Origin of the sequence: Pontibacter harenae, assembly GCF_020907245.1 — a bacterium.
Classification (GTDB): domain Bacteria; phylum Bacteroidota; class Bacteroidia; order Cytophagales; family Hymenobacteraceae; genus Pontibacter; species Pontibacter harenae.
Genome location: NZ_JAJJWH010000006.1, coordinates 88,943 through 103,439, shown reverse-complemented (window position 1 = coordinate 103,439; position 14,497 = coordinate 88,943). Strand labels below are relative to the sequence as shown.

General features: G+C 45.0%; 11 protein-coding genes. 8 read left to right on the top strand and 3 right to left on the bottom strand.

The genetic code is table 11. The features are described from left to right. Window positions 1-10 precede the first annotated feature (10 nt). Complete coding sequence (locus tag LN893_RS05165) at window positions 11-418, top strand: hypothetical protein (RefSeq protein WP_229968733.1); 408 nt, start codon at window positions 11-13, stop codon at window positions 416-418. A 173-nt stretch (window positions 419-591) separates the two neighbouring features. Here LN893_RS05165 and LN893_RS05160 read toward each other — a convergent pair whose 3' ends face one another. Next, on the bottom strand, window positions 592-3,789 hold the full coding sequence (locus LN893_RS05160) for a VPS10 domain-containing protein (RefSeq protein ID WP_229968732.1): 3,198 nt from the start codon (window positions 3,787-3,789) through the stop codon (window positions 592-594). A 578-nt stretch (window positions 3,790-4,367) separates the two neighbouring features. On the opposite strand from LN893_RS05160, the gene LN893_RS05155 reads away from it, so the two are divergent. From LN893_RS05155 to LN893_RS05140, 4 genes are all read left to right on the top strand, one after another. Beyond that, window positions 4,368-7,097 (top strand): S8/S53 family peptidase, encoded by a 2,730-nt coding sequence (locus LN893_RS05155; RefSeq protein WP_229968731.1) that lies wholly within the window; start codon window positions 4,368-4,370, stop codon window positions 7,095-7,097. Window positions 7,098-7,441: 344 nt separating this feature from the next. Continuing rightward, a complete protein-coding gene (gene dnaK / locus LN893_RS05150; protein ID WP_229968730.1) occupies window positions 7,442-9,379 on the top strand; it encodes a molecular chaperone DnaK in 1,938 nt (645 codons plus the stop codon). A 113-nt stretch (window positions 9,380-9,492) separates the two neighbouring features. Next, entirely contained in the window at window positions 9,493-10,014 is a 522-nt protein-coding gene (locus LN893_RS05145; RefSeq protein WP_229968729.1) for an outer membrane beta-barrel protein, read from the top strand. Between the two features lie 379 nt (window positions 10,015-10,393). Beyond that, window positions 10,394-10,882: a GNAT family N-acetyltransferase gene (locus LN893_RS05140; RefSeq protein WP_229968728.1), complete on the top strand. Its 489-nt coding sequence runs from the start codon at window positions 10,394-10,396 to the stop codon at window positions 10,880-10,882. A gap of 58 nt (window positions 10,883-10,940) precedes the next feature. On the opposite strand, the gene purE is transcribed toward LN893_RS05140, so the two are convergent. Beyond that, a complete protein-coding gene (gene purE, locus LN893_RS05135; RefSeq protein WP_229968727.1) occupies window positions 10,941-11,465 on the bottom strand; it encodes a 5-(carboxyamino)imidazole ribonucleotide mutase in 525 nt (174 codons plus the stop codon). A gap of 1 nt (window position 11,466) precedes the next feature. Further along, window positions 11,467-12,597, bottom strand: a complete 1,131-nt coding sequence (locus tag LN893_RS05130) for a 5-(carboxyamino)imidazole ribonucleotide synthase (protein WP_229968726.1) — start codon at window positions 12,595-12,597, stop codon at window positions 11,467-11,469. Window positions 12,598-12,881: 284 nt separating this feature from the next. Between LN893_RS05130 and LN893_RS05125 the strand changes: the two genes are divergently transcribed. The 3 genes from LN893_RS05125 to LN893_RS05115 all read left to right on the top strand — a co-directional run bounded on the left by LN893_RS05125 (window position 12,882) and on the right by LN893_RS05115 (window position 14,497). Next, the gene (locus LN893_RS05125) at window positions 12,882-13,220 is read left to right on the top strand and encodes a hypothetical protein (RefSeq protein WP_229968725.1); all 339 of its coding nucleotides are present in this window, start codon (window positions 12,882-12,884) and stop codon (window positions 13,218-13,220) included. Further along, window positions 13,210-13,803, top strand: coding sequence for a response regulator (locus LN893_RS05120; protein WP_229968724.1), 594 nt, complete (start codon window positions 13,210-13,212; stop codon window positions 13,801-13,803). The genes LN893_RS05125 and LN893_RS05120 overlap by 11 nt, the downstream gene beginning before the upstream one ends. Before the next feature lie 70 nt (window positions 13,804-13,873). Further along, window positions 13,874-14,497 (top strand): MarC family NAAT transporter, encoded by a 624-nt coding sequence (locus tag LN893_RS05115; RefSeq protein ID WP_229968723.1) that lies wholly within the window; start codon window positions 13,874-13,876, stop codon window positions 14,495-14,497.

The window sequence follows — 14,497 nt, the reverse complement described above, 5'->3', positions numbered from 1 at the left end:
ACTATAAACTATGCTAAAGTTAATCTACCCTCTGTGTATGTTCCTGCTACTGTGGCAGTGCCAGGACGAAACCACCCAGACTTCTTCTGAACAATATACAGTAACAGACGACGGTATAAAGTTCGGGCAGGAGTTTAGCCTTTATAAAGGCGATGCCATAACACTTTACGGCGGAGAAGCGCTTAGAAGGTTGCACCTCATGCTGGAGCAGTTAAACGACTCCCGATGCCCTGCCAATGCTAATTGTAATCATTACGGCAGTGCCGCAGCCAAATTTTCGGCTGCCAACAGCCAGGGTAAAAATGAGAATATTGAATTGTGTATAGGCAATTGCGCGCCAGGCGATATGCGCAGCACGCATACGGTAACGCTGGCGGTAGGGCAGACAAACTATAAAATAACATTAAAAGACGTGTAGCCATACCCTGGCACAGAACTTAAAGGCGAAACAAACAAAGCTACATTAGTAGTCGAGAAGGTTCTATAGTTTTATTAGTTCCGATGCTGGTACAGCATCAAATGAAAACACACTTAATAAAAAGAGGTCCTACCAATTTTGGCAGGGCCTCTTCAATTTGTTCGGCTAGTAAATTATTTTACAGATGAAGTTGGCGAAGCACCGTCTTTCTTTTCATCCTTTTTCACAGAGATAAAATCAACTTCTTTTTCCTGAATCATCTTGTTCAGAGCAGGTATTTCCTGCTGCTTCACTTGCTGTAAAAGGTTAAGCTGCGCATCTATTTGAGCCGTGATTTCTTTCTTAAACGCATACGCCTGCTCGGTTGGTCGGAAGTCGCCTGTGCTTACCTGCCCTACCAGGTTTGCAAGTTTGTTGTTCAGGCGGATCGGATAGTTGAGCGGGTCCTGCCCGGAACGGTTCTTGGTCTGGTACAGCGCTTCTTCAATCTGCGTGATCTTCTTCTCAATTTCCTTAGCCGATTCCACAATAGGTTTATAGTTATCGTTGCCTTTCAGGTTGCCTGTAAGGGTTTTCAGCTGCCCGCGCATGGTACGAATGTCTTTGATCGCATCGTGGGTTTCCGTCAGTTTATCGCGCACTTCCATCAGGAATGTGAACTGAGCTTGCAGATCTTCAGGACTAGCATTAGTTCTTGGGTCCTGCAGAATCGTGAAGTCAGTTTCCTGACTTTCTTTGTTCACCGTTAATTTGGCTTTGTAAGTACCAGGTACTGCCTTTGGACCTTGAGTGCCTCCGCCCCATAAAATCATACCATCAAACCTACTTGCTTCTGGATAGCGCATGTCCCACACGAAGCGGTTCAGGCCCTCCTTCACCGCCAGTTTCTCGCCACGCTCTTTTGCATCCGTCGCATAGGTTTTAATTAAATTTCCCTGCTGATCCAGAATCTCCAGCTTCACAACAGTGGTAGAGTCGGGCTTCTGCTGTAGGTGGTAGTACAACATTACACCGCCAGGATGGTTTTCGCCAGCTGTTTTAGATGATCCTCTACTGCCTCCGTTCATTTTGTAGGTGTCCAATGGCTTATACAGATGGAACTTGTTAGTAGCCACATTCGCATTCAGCTGGTGTAGCGGCGTAAGGTCATCAATTAACCAGAAACCACGACCTTGGGTAGAAGCAATTAGGTTATCGTTTTTAATGGTTAAGTCCGTGATGGACACGATCGGCAGGTTCATCTGGAAAGGCTGCCAGCTTTGGCCGTCGTTAAACGAGATGTACATACCATATTCAGTACCTGCATACAGCAAACCAGCACGTTTTTTATCGGCACGCAACACACGGGTAAAGTGGTTTTCTGGTACACCTGACGTTATTTTTGTCCAGGTTTTACCGTAATCGGTAGTCTTGTAAAGGTATGGCCTGAAATCGCCCGACTTATACATGGTGCCTGCCACGTACGCTCCTCCTTTTACAGTTGGGTGCGGATCGATGCTGTTGATCATGATCCATGCTGGCATATTCTTCGGCGTTACGTTGCTCCAGTTCTTGCCACCGTCGTGGGTTACGTGCACCAGGCCATCGTCCGAACCCGTCCAAATAACTCCTGGCTCTATCGCTGATTCGTTGATGGCGAAAATTGTACCGTAGTACTCCACGCTGGTGTTGTCTTTCGTAATCGGGCCGCCTGATGGACCTAATTTTGTAGAGTCGTTACGCGTTAAGTCTGGGCTTATGGTTTCCCAGGACTGGCCTTCGTTGTAGGTAACATGCACATGGTTAGAAGTGGTATACAGTTTCTTCGGATCGTTCGGAGAGAACAGAATCGGAAAGTTCCACTGGAACCTGTACTTCATACCTTCCGCGCCGTGTCCCATCGGGTTATCAGGCCACACATTAATCACACGTTCCTGCCCATTGTCGTGGTTTACCCTAGATAGGAAGCCACCGTAGTTACCGCCGTACACAATTTCGGGGTTCTCAGGATTTACAGCCAAATGTGCACTTTCCGCACCAGCTGTTTCTTCCCAATCGTCTGTTGTTATGCTATAGCCGTTAGAGCGGTGGGCAATGCGTACGGTAGAATTATCCTGCTGCGCACCGTAAATGCGGTACGGAAAATGGTTATCCGTAACCACGCGGTAAAACTGACCTGTAGGCTGATTGTCTACAGAACTCCAGTTCATGCCTCCATCAGTTGTTACCTGTGCGCCACCATCATTTGCTATTATCATGCGCGACGGGTTCTCAGGGGCAATCCAGAGGTCGTGGTTATCGCTGTGCTGCGCGTAGGCTGATGTAAAGGTGCGGCCACCGTCTTTAGACCTATGATAAGCTACGTTCATCACATACACCACATCCTCGTCTTTCGGATCGGCATACACACGGGTGTAGTACCAGGCACGCTGGCGCAGGTTGCGGTCATCGTTTACTCTGCGCCAAGTCAGTCCGCTGTCGTCGGAGCGGAAAAGTCCGCCCTCCTCTGCCTCCACCATTGCAAACACACGCTCCGAATTTACAGGTGATACGGCTATACCTACAATACCTAGCGTTCCCTTTGGCAATCCTTCATTTTTAGAAATGTCTTTCCAGGTGTCGCCGCCATCGGTACTTTTCCAGATGCCAGAGCCAGGCCCACCCGATTCTAAACTATAAGGAGTACGGCGGATATTCCAGGTAGTGGCGTACAGGTGCCTTGGGTTAGACGGATCAATCACAAGGTCCACAACGCCAGCATCTTTGTTCGCAAACAAGGTGCGTTTCCAGGTTTTGCCGCCATCAGTACTTTTAAAAACACCGCGTTCCTCATTCGATTTGTAGAGATCGCCCATGGCAGCCACATAAACAATGTCAGGGTTCTGTGGGTGAATTCGGATACGGCCTATGTGTTTTGAATCTTTTAATCCTGTATGTTGCCAGGTTTTCCCTGCGTCCACAGATTTCCACACGCCAAAGCCCGACGACACATTACCGCGAACTGTTTTCTCGCCCTCTCCTACATAAATAACATTCGGGTCGGCCTCGCTTACCGCCACTGCCCCGATAGAACCTCCGAAAAAGCCATCCGAGATACTCTCCCAGGTAGAACCGCCATCGGTGGTGCGCCATACGCCACCACCCACAGAGCCAAAGTAGTAGAGGTTTGGTTTGCCAGGCACACCTGTTACTGTTGCAGAACGGCCGCCACGGTAAGGGCCTATAGAGCGCCAGTTAAGGCCGTTGTACATGCTCGTATCAAAAGGAGCAGCAGTCTCTTTCTTCTTGCTGGTCTTTACCTTTTTCCGCTGCGCAACAGCTTCAGGCGAGCCTACTGCCAATGCGTACAGCAACAAAGCGACAGTACCTGTTCTGCGTAATCCTATTTTCATGAATAGAAATTATGTTGATTAGATTAGTTTGGAGTTTTGAGTTAGAAAACTTTAGCAAGAAAAGCAAACACAGCCTACACTTATGTAGCCTTACAGGTCTTTTATCGCTTAATAGCACTTCAAAGTAACTGATTCACACATATTTTTCTGATAAGAGCACGTAATTTCTCCCACCATTGCCCAATTATCACCCCCTTCTGTATAAGATTTAATAAAATGAATCTGATTATTAGCAAGTTATAATCATTAATACAGTATCCTCTTTTTACATTTCAGTATTTACTACACCATAATAGTGCAATAAAAAAACAAATAAATTATTATTCAATATAAACATAATACTATTATGGTTTCATTTACATGTAGGTCAGCTTAAAAAAATGTTCTTCAACAACAACCTTAAGAGCACCAAAACAGTAAAATCAGGAAATTTCGAAAAACAATCTTAAAACATTACGGTTATGCGCTGATTTGATATATAAGAAAACTTCTATTTATATCATCTAATCAGCGCTTTTACTTTTTAATACAAATCAATATCAATCCAATTTCTATGTAACACTTTTAACTATTCCTTTATGCAAAAAGCTATTTCCTTTATTTGCGCTGTCTTATTATTTGCCAGTGGCGCACTTGCTCAAGTAATCGACCGAGAGCTCCTACAGACACTGCAAACAAGCACATCTCCTGTTGCAGTTATCATTACCTTCGAAGGTAAAGGCGCTCCTACTTCGGCTCAGTTGGGCTTACTTAGCAGCCTCGGCATCACCCAAGGCATCACTCTACAATCTTTACCTATAGCTGGTGTGCTAGCAACTGCCGCACAGGTAGACGCCTTATCAAAGAGGCCAGAAGTAAAGTCGGTGTACCTCAACAAGAAACTTACCTACTACAACTACAACGGCACACACCTTACTGGTGTAAAAAGGCTGAGAACAGACAAAGAAATGATTGCCAGAAACAATGGCATGCCTGTATCGGGCAAAGGCATTGGTGTTATGATAAATGACAGCGGTGTAGATGGCACCCACGATGACATTAAGCTAGGCACGCACCTGGTGCAAAACGTAATGGGTACTACTAACTTAAATAGCTGGAGTTCTCTTTTACCAGTTTCTTACCTCGAGAACGTACCGAACACAGATACTAACTCAGGTCACGGTACACACTGCGCTGGTACAGTAGGTGGCAACGGAGCAAAATCGAGTGGTATGTACGAAGGTGTAGCACCTGGAGCTGATCTAATTGGCTATGGCTCAGGCGCTGCATTGTTTATACTGGATGCAATCGGCGGTTACGACTATGCACTAACGCATCAGTATGAGTATGGTATCCGAGTTATCTCCAACTCCTGGGGTACAAGCGGAGACTTCGACCCTTTCAACCCTGTTAACATTGCTTCAAAGCTAGCATATGATAGAGGTATAATATCTGTTTTTGCAGCAGGTAACGATGGCCCTACTTCCGATACACATAACCCTTATGCTGTTGCTCCTTGGGTAATATCTGTTGGTGCAGGCGATAAATACGGACAGCTTGCTGATTTCTCTTCCAGAGGAGTAAAAGGCGAAGGCGGTTCATTTTCTATTGATGGCGAAGTATGGACTTTTGAGAACAGACCAACACTTGTAGCGCCTGGCGTAGACATTGTATCTACACGTGTAATTGCTCCTGTAACAACTCTTGCCGCAGACCAGGATGTAGCAGAACTTGACCCAGCACATGTACCTTTTTACACGCACATGAGTGGTACTTCTATGGCGACACCACATGTTTCTGGTATAGTTGCCTTGATGTTAGAGGCAAATCCTGCGCTTACTCCAGCTCAGGTAAAAGACATTCTGCAGAAAACTGCCACCAATATGCCAAACCGTGAGTCTTGGGAAGTAGGGGCTGGTTACGCCAACGCTTATGCAGCCGTAGACTACATCTACAGAAATACTGCTTTTGGTACTGCACTTAACCTGAACAGAAGCTTCAAGAGCAGCGTTCAGAAGACGTCCACTACACAAGACTTCACCATCGACTATAACCCTGTGCTAACAACTGGTAATGCTATCACATTTGAGGTTGCCAACGGTACGACAGCTTTAGAGGCTAAAGTTATGTCAGGAGGTTTGGCAGGACAGACAGGCAATTCTACTAACCTCATATTGGTAGCGCCTAACGGTACAGAATATCGATCTGGAATACCAGTTGCTTTTGCTTTATACTTCGACCGTAGCGTAGCAGTGGCCTCTCCTACCCCTGGCACCTGGACGCTTAGAGTTCAAGGACTGGAAGGCATTGCTTTACCAGAAACCATCACTGGAACACTAACCGCTTCACAATTAACAGGCTCTACTGGTTTAAATGATGTCGTGGGGCATGCGGCAGAAGGCTCTATCAGAATGGCAGTTAGCGCCCGTCTGATGGATGGCTTGAGCGGTGGCTTTAAACCAGACGAGCCGCTAAAAAGAATTCAGCTGGCCGACTACCTGATGATGGGACAAGCCATACGCCAGTATAAGCCAACAAACGGTGCCGTGTCTTTCGGAGACATTTCAGGAAACGACCTGCTTTTAGCTGAATCTGTAACGGCAAAAGGTGCAGCACTTAAAGACAGATTACATGCTTATAAAGGTGTCATGTTGCCTGCCAGCACTGGTAGGTTTAACCCGAACGGCAAAGTGAGCAGAGCAGAAATAGCTTACTCGCTGGTACAAAGCCTTGGTTTGGAGGAGTATGCCCTAGAGCGTAACGGCAAAACCGTAACTGTAACCGTTGATGGTAAAGCCATTCCTATAAAAGATGCGGCAGACATTCCAGCTGGTTTAGAAGGCTATGTAAGCGTGGCACTAGAACTAAACCTGATCAACGCCTATTATAGTGTAAAGCAAGGCACTTTTGACCTGTTCCCTACCTTGGAAGCTACCTTCAAGCCGAAGCAGCACGTAACAAGAGCAGAGTTCGCCGTAATTATTACGCGCACACACACTAGTTGGGAAGCTAACACGCAACCTGTGGCCTCTACAGAATCTACTTCGGCCTTACAGGCTGGTCCTGAACTGTGGGAGAAAAGCTTTACTTATCCGAATCCTTTCTCTAGCGTTACTACCATTAATTATGGTGTAGCAAACGAAGGACCTGTTACAGTTGAAGTGTATGACATAGTAGGCAGAAAAGTTAAGACACTGGTAGCAGAAAGCAAAGCCGCAGGCAACCATAGTGTACAGTTCGATGGTACAAATCTAGAGAACGGTATTTACCTGTATCGCATTAATGCAGACGGGAAAACTACTACCAGCAGAATGGTTGTAGCACATTAAAGTATATGTATTCATAGTAAAAAGCCCTCCGATCGGAGGGCTTTTTGTTTTAGGTCTGAATCGGAGTATAACTTGAAAGCAGCACCTCGTCAACAACTAAAAAAATATACTTAATGCTCCCAAACGAGTACTATACTGCTATTTACAGGAGGTTTAAAAGTAACTCAGGAAATAATGTCGCGGAAGAAGCCTAATCGCAACACAAGTCAGACAAAAGGTAAAAGCTTGCTTGCAAAAGTGACAGATTGACATAAAAAACTAGCCATTTCCTGCTTGGCACATAGCTTGTTAAAAGAGTAATAACAGTTAAGAGTTGAATTCGGAATTAATAATAAAACTATAGAATGGGAAAGATAATAGGTATTGACTTAGGTACAACTAACTCATGCGTTGCCGTAATGGAAGGTAACGAGCCAGTGGTTATACCAAACAGCGAAGGCCGCAGAACAACTCCGTCTATCGTTGCTTTTTTAGACAACGGTAACGGCGAGCGTAAGGTAGGTGATCCTGCAAAACGTCAGGCGATCACAAACCCACAAAACACTATCGCTTCTATCAAGCGCTTCATGGGCCACAGCTACAACGAAGTAAGCGACGAGGCAAAGCAAGTATCCTATAAAGTGGTACAAGGTGGTAACAACACCATCCGTGTTGAGATCGGCGACAGACAGTATACCCCACAGGAAATCTCTGCGATGGTGCTTCAGAAAATGAAAGCTACTGCCGAAGACTACCTAGGTACAACTGTAACAGAAGCGGTTATTACCGTACCAGCTTACTTCAACGATGCACAGCGCCAGGCTACAAAAGAAGCTGGCCAGATTGCTGGTCTGGAAGTAAAGCGTATTATTAACGAGCCAACAGCAGCAGCGCTTGCTTATGGTTTGGACAAGAAAAGCATAGACCAGAAAATCGCGGTATTCGACCTTGGTGGCGGTACTTTCGATATTTCTATCTTAGAGCTTGGTGATGGCGTATTTGAAGTACTTTCTACGAACGGTGATACACACCTTGGTGGTGACGACTTTGACCAGGTAATTATTAACTGGCTTGCAGATGAGTTTAAGAACGACGAAGGCATAGACCTGCGCAAAGACCCTATGGCGTTGCAGCGTCTGAAAGAAGCAGCTGAAAAAGCGAAAATCGAGCTTTCTTCTTCCAACGAAACTGAAGTAAACCTACCATACATTATGCCAGTTGATGGTGTGCCAAAGCACTTGGTACGTAAACTGACTCGCGCTAAGTTCGAGCAGCTTTCTGATGACCTGATCCGTCGCTCTATGGAGCCATGCCGTCAGGCTTTGAAAGACGCTGGCCTTTCTACTTCTGACATTGATGAAGTAATTTTGGTTGGTGGTTCTACCCGTATTCCTAGAGTACAGGAAGAAGTTGAGAAGTTCTTCGGCAAGAAGCCATCTAAAGGTGTTAACCCTGACGAGGTAGTTGCGATTGGTGCCTCTATCCAGGGTGGTGTATTAACAGGTGAAGTAAAAGACGTACTTCTGCTAGACGTAACGCCACTTTCACTGGGTATCGAAACAATGGGTGGTGTGATGACTAAGCTGATTGAAGCTAACACAACTATCCCTACGAAGAAGTCTGAGACATTCTCTACGGCTTCTGATAACCAGCCGTCTGTGGAGATACACGTACTGCAAGGCGAGCGCCCAATGGCCCGCGATAACCGTACGATTGGTCGCTTCCACCTAGCTGATATTCCGCCAGCACCACGTGGTGTACCTCAGATTGAAGTTATATTCGACATTGATGCCAACGGTATCTTGCACGTAACTGCAAAAGACAAAGCTACTGGCAAAGAGCAGAAGATCCGTATCGAAGCTTCTTCTGGTTTAAGCGAGCAGGAAATTGAGCGCATGCGCCAGGAAGCTGAAGCCAACGCAGAAGCCGACAAGCGTGCGAAGGAAGAGATCGAGAAGCTGAACACAGCTGACTCTATGATCTTCCAAACCGAGAAGCAGCTGAAAGAGTACGGCGACAAGTTATCTGACGGTAACAAATCTAATATCGAAAACGCATTAGGTCAGTTAAAAACTGCGCATGGTGCTAAAGATGTAGCAGGAATAGACGCAGCTCTTGAAGCATTGAACAACGCCTGGAGCGCAGCATCGCAAGAGATGTATGCAGCTACGCAAGGTCAGCCAGGCGGTGCGCCAGGAGCTGACGGAAACGGACAGGCTGGTGGAGCTCAGGGTGCAACTGCCGACGGTGACGGTGTAACCGATGTTGACTACGAAGAAGTAGACGGCAACACAAACAAGTAATAAAAGACACATTTATATAGAAAAGCCCCGTTGGTTTCAGCGGGGCTTTTTTTATGTCTAACGCAGATACTTCATCTTAAAATATTCTACATATTTAGAAACATTTTATCAAGATGAAAAGATACATAGCTGTTTTAGTTTTGGCCTTGATTGTGGCCTCTGTACACGGTGCTTTTGCTCAACTAAGTGCAGGCAGTACTTACACAGGACTTCATGCTGGCGGTAGCATACAAAGGCCCGATGCCAACACAAAAGTCGCTAGTATAAACGTATCCCCTACTGTTGGCTATTTTGTCAGTTCAAGGTGGATGGTTGGCCTGCAGGGGTGGTATAATACTTCCAGAACCAAAGCTGAGTCAATTTCACAGATACCTATTCCAAGCTCTTCTGGCTACACTACCTACATAAGCCAAAGCAACTATGAGCTAAAGGAAAACGCGTTTGGTTTTGGGCCAGTTGCTCGTTACTTCATGCCACTGAGCAACAGATTCACTTTGTTTGCCGAAGGTAACGCAGGATTCTCTTCCGAAAAAACAAAAGTAGAACTCAAACAAAGCTCTGGGCACTATCAGCCAGTGTCACCAGGCCAACCAGCAGGTAATATAGTTCAAAATTCTCAATTCAATACTCTCTGAAACAACGCGCAGAGCCTTTATGGAAATGCTGCCACTGGTGCCGTTTTTTTTCCTGTACCAAAGGTTGGGGTTGAGCTAAAGGTCAACCTAATCAATTATACAAAACACATAGAAGGCACAAGCGAACTTAATGCTGACTTCAGTCTTTCAAAGGCAGCCTTGGGAGCAGTCTTATATTTTTAATCTTTCTTTTCCTGCTAGCCTGGCTATTCAGCTACTAGCCGTTCGCTAGTGTTGCGGCTGTGTTTTATTTTTCCGTGACTCCTCTACCGAAATGCCCTCGCTCTTGTAAATGGCTTGAAGAAGTCCTTATTTTGCTGTTTATAAGAAATAAAGACTTGGCTTTACATGAGCCAACATTATACTGTTTATCCTTTTCATGAACATCCAAATTAGATCAATCACCTCAGAAGATAATCAAGCGCTGGCTTCTATCATCAGGCAAACACTTGAAGAATTTAAGGCAAACAAACCTGGCACTGCCTATTACGATGCCTCCACCGACCACCTTAGTGAAATATTTGAAGTAGACCGCAGCTGCTACTTTGTAGCTGAATTGGATGGTAAGGTAGTTGGTGGCGCTGGCATATATCCAACGGAAGGGCTTCCAGAAGGCACCTGCGAATTAGTTAGAATGTACCTCCTGCCCGAAACAAGAGGAAAAGGACTTGGGAAAGCCTTGATGGAAAAGTGTATAGAAGCAGCAAAAAACAACGGATACAACAGCCTTTATCTCGAAACCATGCCTGAACTGGCTCAGGCAGTGAAAGTATACCAGCAGTTTGGCTTTGTAAGTCTCGACAAACCCTTAGGCAATGGAGAGCATTTCGACTGCACCATTTGGATGGAAAGGCCTGTAGTGGCATAGTAACAGAAGAGGCTGCAATTGATTGCAGCCTCTTCTGTTATATTAACTATCGTTAAATTTAATCCAGGTCCCGATCGCCTCTTCGCAGCTCTTCCACCGAGCGCATTACTTTTTCTTTCAGACTATTCTTATACTTCTCCAGCCTGTCGGCCACAGCGGCATTGGTAGTTCCTATAATCTGAGCGGCCAGTATGCCTGCGTTTAAAGCTCCGTCCAGTGCAACGGTAGCCACTGGTATACCTCCTGGCATCTGTAGGATAGACAGCACCGAATCCCAGCCATCAATAGAGTTGCTAGACTTTACAGGCACACCAATTACAGGAAGCGTTGTTAGCGAAGCCACCATGCCTGGCAAGTGGGCTGCACCACCCGCACCTGCTATAATTACTTTCAGGCCTTTCTTACGAGCTGTTTCGGCATATTCTATCATGCGGTGCGGTGTGCGGTGCGCTGATACAATTGTCAGTTCGAAAGGAACCCCAAGGGTTTCTAGTATCTCGGCAGCGGCATCCATTACTCTCAGGTCAGATTGGCTGCCCATAATAATGCCTACCTGCGGCTGTTGTGTTGTTTCTTCGGCCATTTTATGCTTTTACTTTTATTACGTTCTTAACTGATTCCGCACGCTGCTGTGCCTCTTCTATACTTTTTCCTAGCACTGTAATATGCCCCATCTTGCGGGCAGGCCGTGTATACTTTTTTCCATATAAATGAATGTACACCCCTGGCACCGACAGCGCCTCCTGTAACCCTTCATAAGCGGCCTCACCGTCGTAGCCAGGTTCTCCTAGCAGGTTGAGCATAACGGCTGCACTTTGGATGTCAGTAGAACCTAGCGGCAGGTTAAGGATTGCACGCAGGTGTTGCTCGTATTGCGATGTATAGTTTGCCTTTATGGTATGGTGCCCACTGTTGTGCGGACGCGGTGCCACTTCATTCACTAGTATCTGTCCGTCCTTGGTCAGGAACATTTCTACGGCCAGTATACCTACCGTTTCGAAAGCTTCGATAACGCGTGTAGCAATTTCGATAGCCAGGCGCTGGAGTTTATAAGGTACATTGGCAGGCGCAAACAACGAATCTACCAGGTTATGCTCTGGGTGAAAGCTTAACTCCACAACAGGAAAGGCCGACACCTCTCCCCTGGCGTTACGCGCAACTATAACGGAAATTTCCTTCTCAAAATCAACCAACTTTTCCAGCACCGAAGGCTCCTCAAAAGCTTTTCCTAAATCTGCCTCGCTGGTTAATCGCGTTACACCACGGCCATCGTAGCCTTCGCGGCGCAGCTTCTGGAAAGCAGGCAAAAAGCCCAGGTTTTGCTCTAGCTCTTCTTTATCTTTAAGAATTTTGAAATCGGCTGTCGGGATGGAGTGCTTTAAATAAAACTCCTTCTGAAGTCCTTTGTCCTGAATGGTGCGTACTGTGCGCGCATCGGGATATACTTTTACACCCTCCTGCTCCAGCTTTTCCAGGGCATCGGCATTTACGTGCTCAATCTCGATGGTGACGATGTCGCACTTTTTGCCAAATCCATACACAGTATCGAAATCACGAAAACTGCCAGTATAGAACTCGTTGCAAATGTCTTTGCAAGGGGCATTTTTATCGGGGTCTAAAACTAAGGTATAGAGGTTAAAATCCAGGCCTGCCTGCATGAGCATACGCCCCAATTGACCGCCACCTAATATACCGAGCTTTACTTCTCCTTTCATAAGTTTTTATAGAGGTTTAGCGGCAAAGTTAACAATTTGTTTGCGTCTACTCTAAAGAATACCCTATAAGTATGACGAAACAAAGCAGCAAAAACAAGCAAATATGAAGCTAAAAACCGCATCACATAAATTGTACTTATAAAAGATAAAAAGAAGCAAAAACAACAACTTTTATTTCCTCTAAAATTGTAGCAAAATTAGTTTACTATAACAATTTGATTATTTAGCTTTGTAAAGCAAGAAGTACACAAAGTATAATTATCCTTATACAGAACACCAATAAAATGCTGAATTACAGTTTTTTTGAAGAGTTAGGACTCTCAAATACTCAAAAGTTGTTAAAATATCTTTCACTGTTTTTAGACACAACTCCTAAATACCTAATTCAACTTGAAAAAGCTGAAAACATGGGAGACATAAAAACATTTCAAGATATTCTCTACAAGCTAAAGTTTAGTCTGTCTTATTTCAGAAGCAACGAAGTTAACGATCAGTTAGCCTCCATAAAAGGTGAACAATGCTTGGAAAAGATTCGAAGCCGATTTCCTGCCTTAAAAAACAGTGTAGCTTCATTGATCAAAAATGTAGAATCTGAAAAACAGAAATTAGAAAATGAAATCTAAGACAAACATTTACATCGTAGAAGATGACATTCTCTTCAGAGAACTGATTCAGGACTACCTGGAGATTCACCTTAATGATAAGCTGCGACAGATTGAGTATAAGAAATATTCGGCAGGAGAAAGACTTATAAATGAGCTACAGGGCATCGAGAAGTCGCACCTTAAGGCAAGTGAGCAGCATGTGGTAATTCTTGATTACAAGCTCTCTCCAATTTACAGTAACGAGGTATTGAATGGCTTAGAGGTTTTACAACAGCTTAAAAGCCTTTCCATTCCTATTACTGTTATTGTAGTTTCGGGGCAGGAAGATATAGCCGTTGTAGATAACTTGCTTGATGCAGGAGCTGTTGACTATATTTCCAAGAACGAGAACGCTTTTCCTCGCTTACAGCGATCGTTAGAGCGATTGCTAAACAAGAATACAGAAGAAAGCAGCAAGCCTAAAATTCTTTACGAGGTAGTTTATCGCGATAACCCAAAAAAAGTTAGCAGAAGAAAACTTTACAAGAACTTCGCACTGGGCATGTCTGCACTTGCTGTGGCAGAGTTAGTCTTTATACTATTAGGAAAAGTAGCCTTCTAAATATTTTGAAAGTAGAATAAGCTTTTGTTAGCTTTAAAGCTTATTCCTTCAAAACTCGAGTTGCTAACTAATGGAAATAATTCTGGCTACCTTTTCAGCTTTGTTCACTGTTGTTAACCCGTTTGGGGCCATGCCTGTTTTCCTGACCCTGACGCAAGACGACACTGAAGAGCACCGAAACCAGCAGGCCCTGAAAGCCTGTATGTATATGGTTGGTATTTTAGCCGTCTTTTTCCTGACGGGGCAATATGTACTCAACTTTTTCGGCATCCGTATTCATGACCTACGCATTGCAGGTGGCTTGATGATTATGAAAGCAGGCTTCGACCTGCTTACACCGGGTGCAAACAAGAAAAAGATTTCGCCAGAGGTAGTAGAGGAAGGCCAGCAAAAAGAAGACATTTCTTTTACGCCATTAGCTATGCCGATGCTTTCAGGCCCAGGCTCTATCGCCGTTAGTATAGGTTTATTTACTACCTCCCTCTCCGTTTTTGATATGGTGCAGATATTGGTAGGCATTGTCTTGCTTGCCGCTGTTAGCTATATTATCCTGCGCTTTTCCTCCAGGCTAACACAGTTTATGGGTAAGTCTGGTCTGGCCGCCCTTTCGCGCATCATGGGCTTTATTGTACTTTCTATCGGGGTGAACTTTATAGTATCGGCATTAACCGCTTTATTTTTTACAGAGCAATAA

Coding starts and splice junctions, on each gene's coding strand:
- LN893_RS05115 (WP_229968723.1), top strand. CDS start 13,874: ATGGAAATAATTCTGGCTACCTTTTCAGCTTTGTTCACTGTTGTTAAC.
- LN893_RS05160 (WP_229968732.1), bottom strand. CDS start 3,789: ATGAAAATAGGATTACGCAGAACAGGTACTGTCGCTTTGTTGCTGTAC.
- LN893_RS05165 (WP_229968733.1), top strand. CDS start 11: ATGCTAAAGTTAATCTACCCTCTGTGTATGTTCCTGCTACTGTGGCAG.
- LN893_RS05140 (WP_229968728.1), top strand. CDS start 10,394: ATGAACATCCAAATTAGATCAATCACCTCAGAAGATAATCAAGCGCTG.
- LN893_RS05155 (WP_229968731.1), top strand. CDS start 4,368: ATGCAAAAAGCTATTTCCTTTATTTGCGCTGTCTTATTATTTGCCAGT.
- dnaK (WP_229968730.1), top strand. CDS start 7,442: ATGGGAAAGATAATAGGTATTGACTTAGGTACAACTAACTCATGCGTT.
- purE (WP_229968727.1), bottom strand. CDS start 11,465: ATGGCCGAAGAAACAACACAACAGCCGCAGGTAGGCATTATTATGGGC.
- LN893_RS05125 (WP_229968725.1), top strand. CDS start 12,882: ATGCTGAATTACAGTTTTTTTGAAGAGTTAGGACTCTCAAATACTCAA.
- LN893_RS05145 (WP_229968729.1), top strand. CDS start 9,493: ATGAAAAGATACATAGCTGTTTTAGTTTTGGCCTTGATTGTGGCCTCT.
- LN893_RS05120 (WP_229968724.1), top strand. CDS start 13,210: ATGAAATCTAAGACAAACATTTACATCGTAGAAGATGACATTCTCTTC.
- LN893_RS05130 (WP_229968726.1), bottom strand. CDS start 12,597: ATGAAAGGAGAAGTAAAGCTCGGTATATTAGGTGGCGGTCAATTGGGG.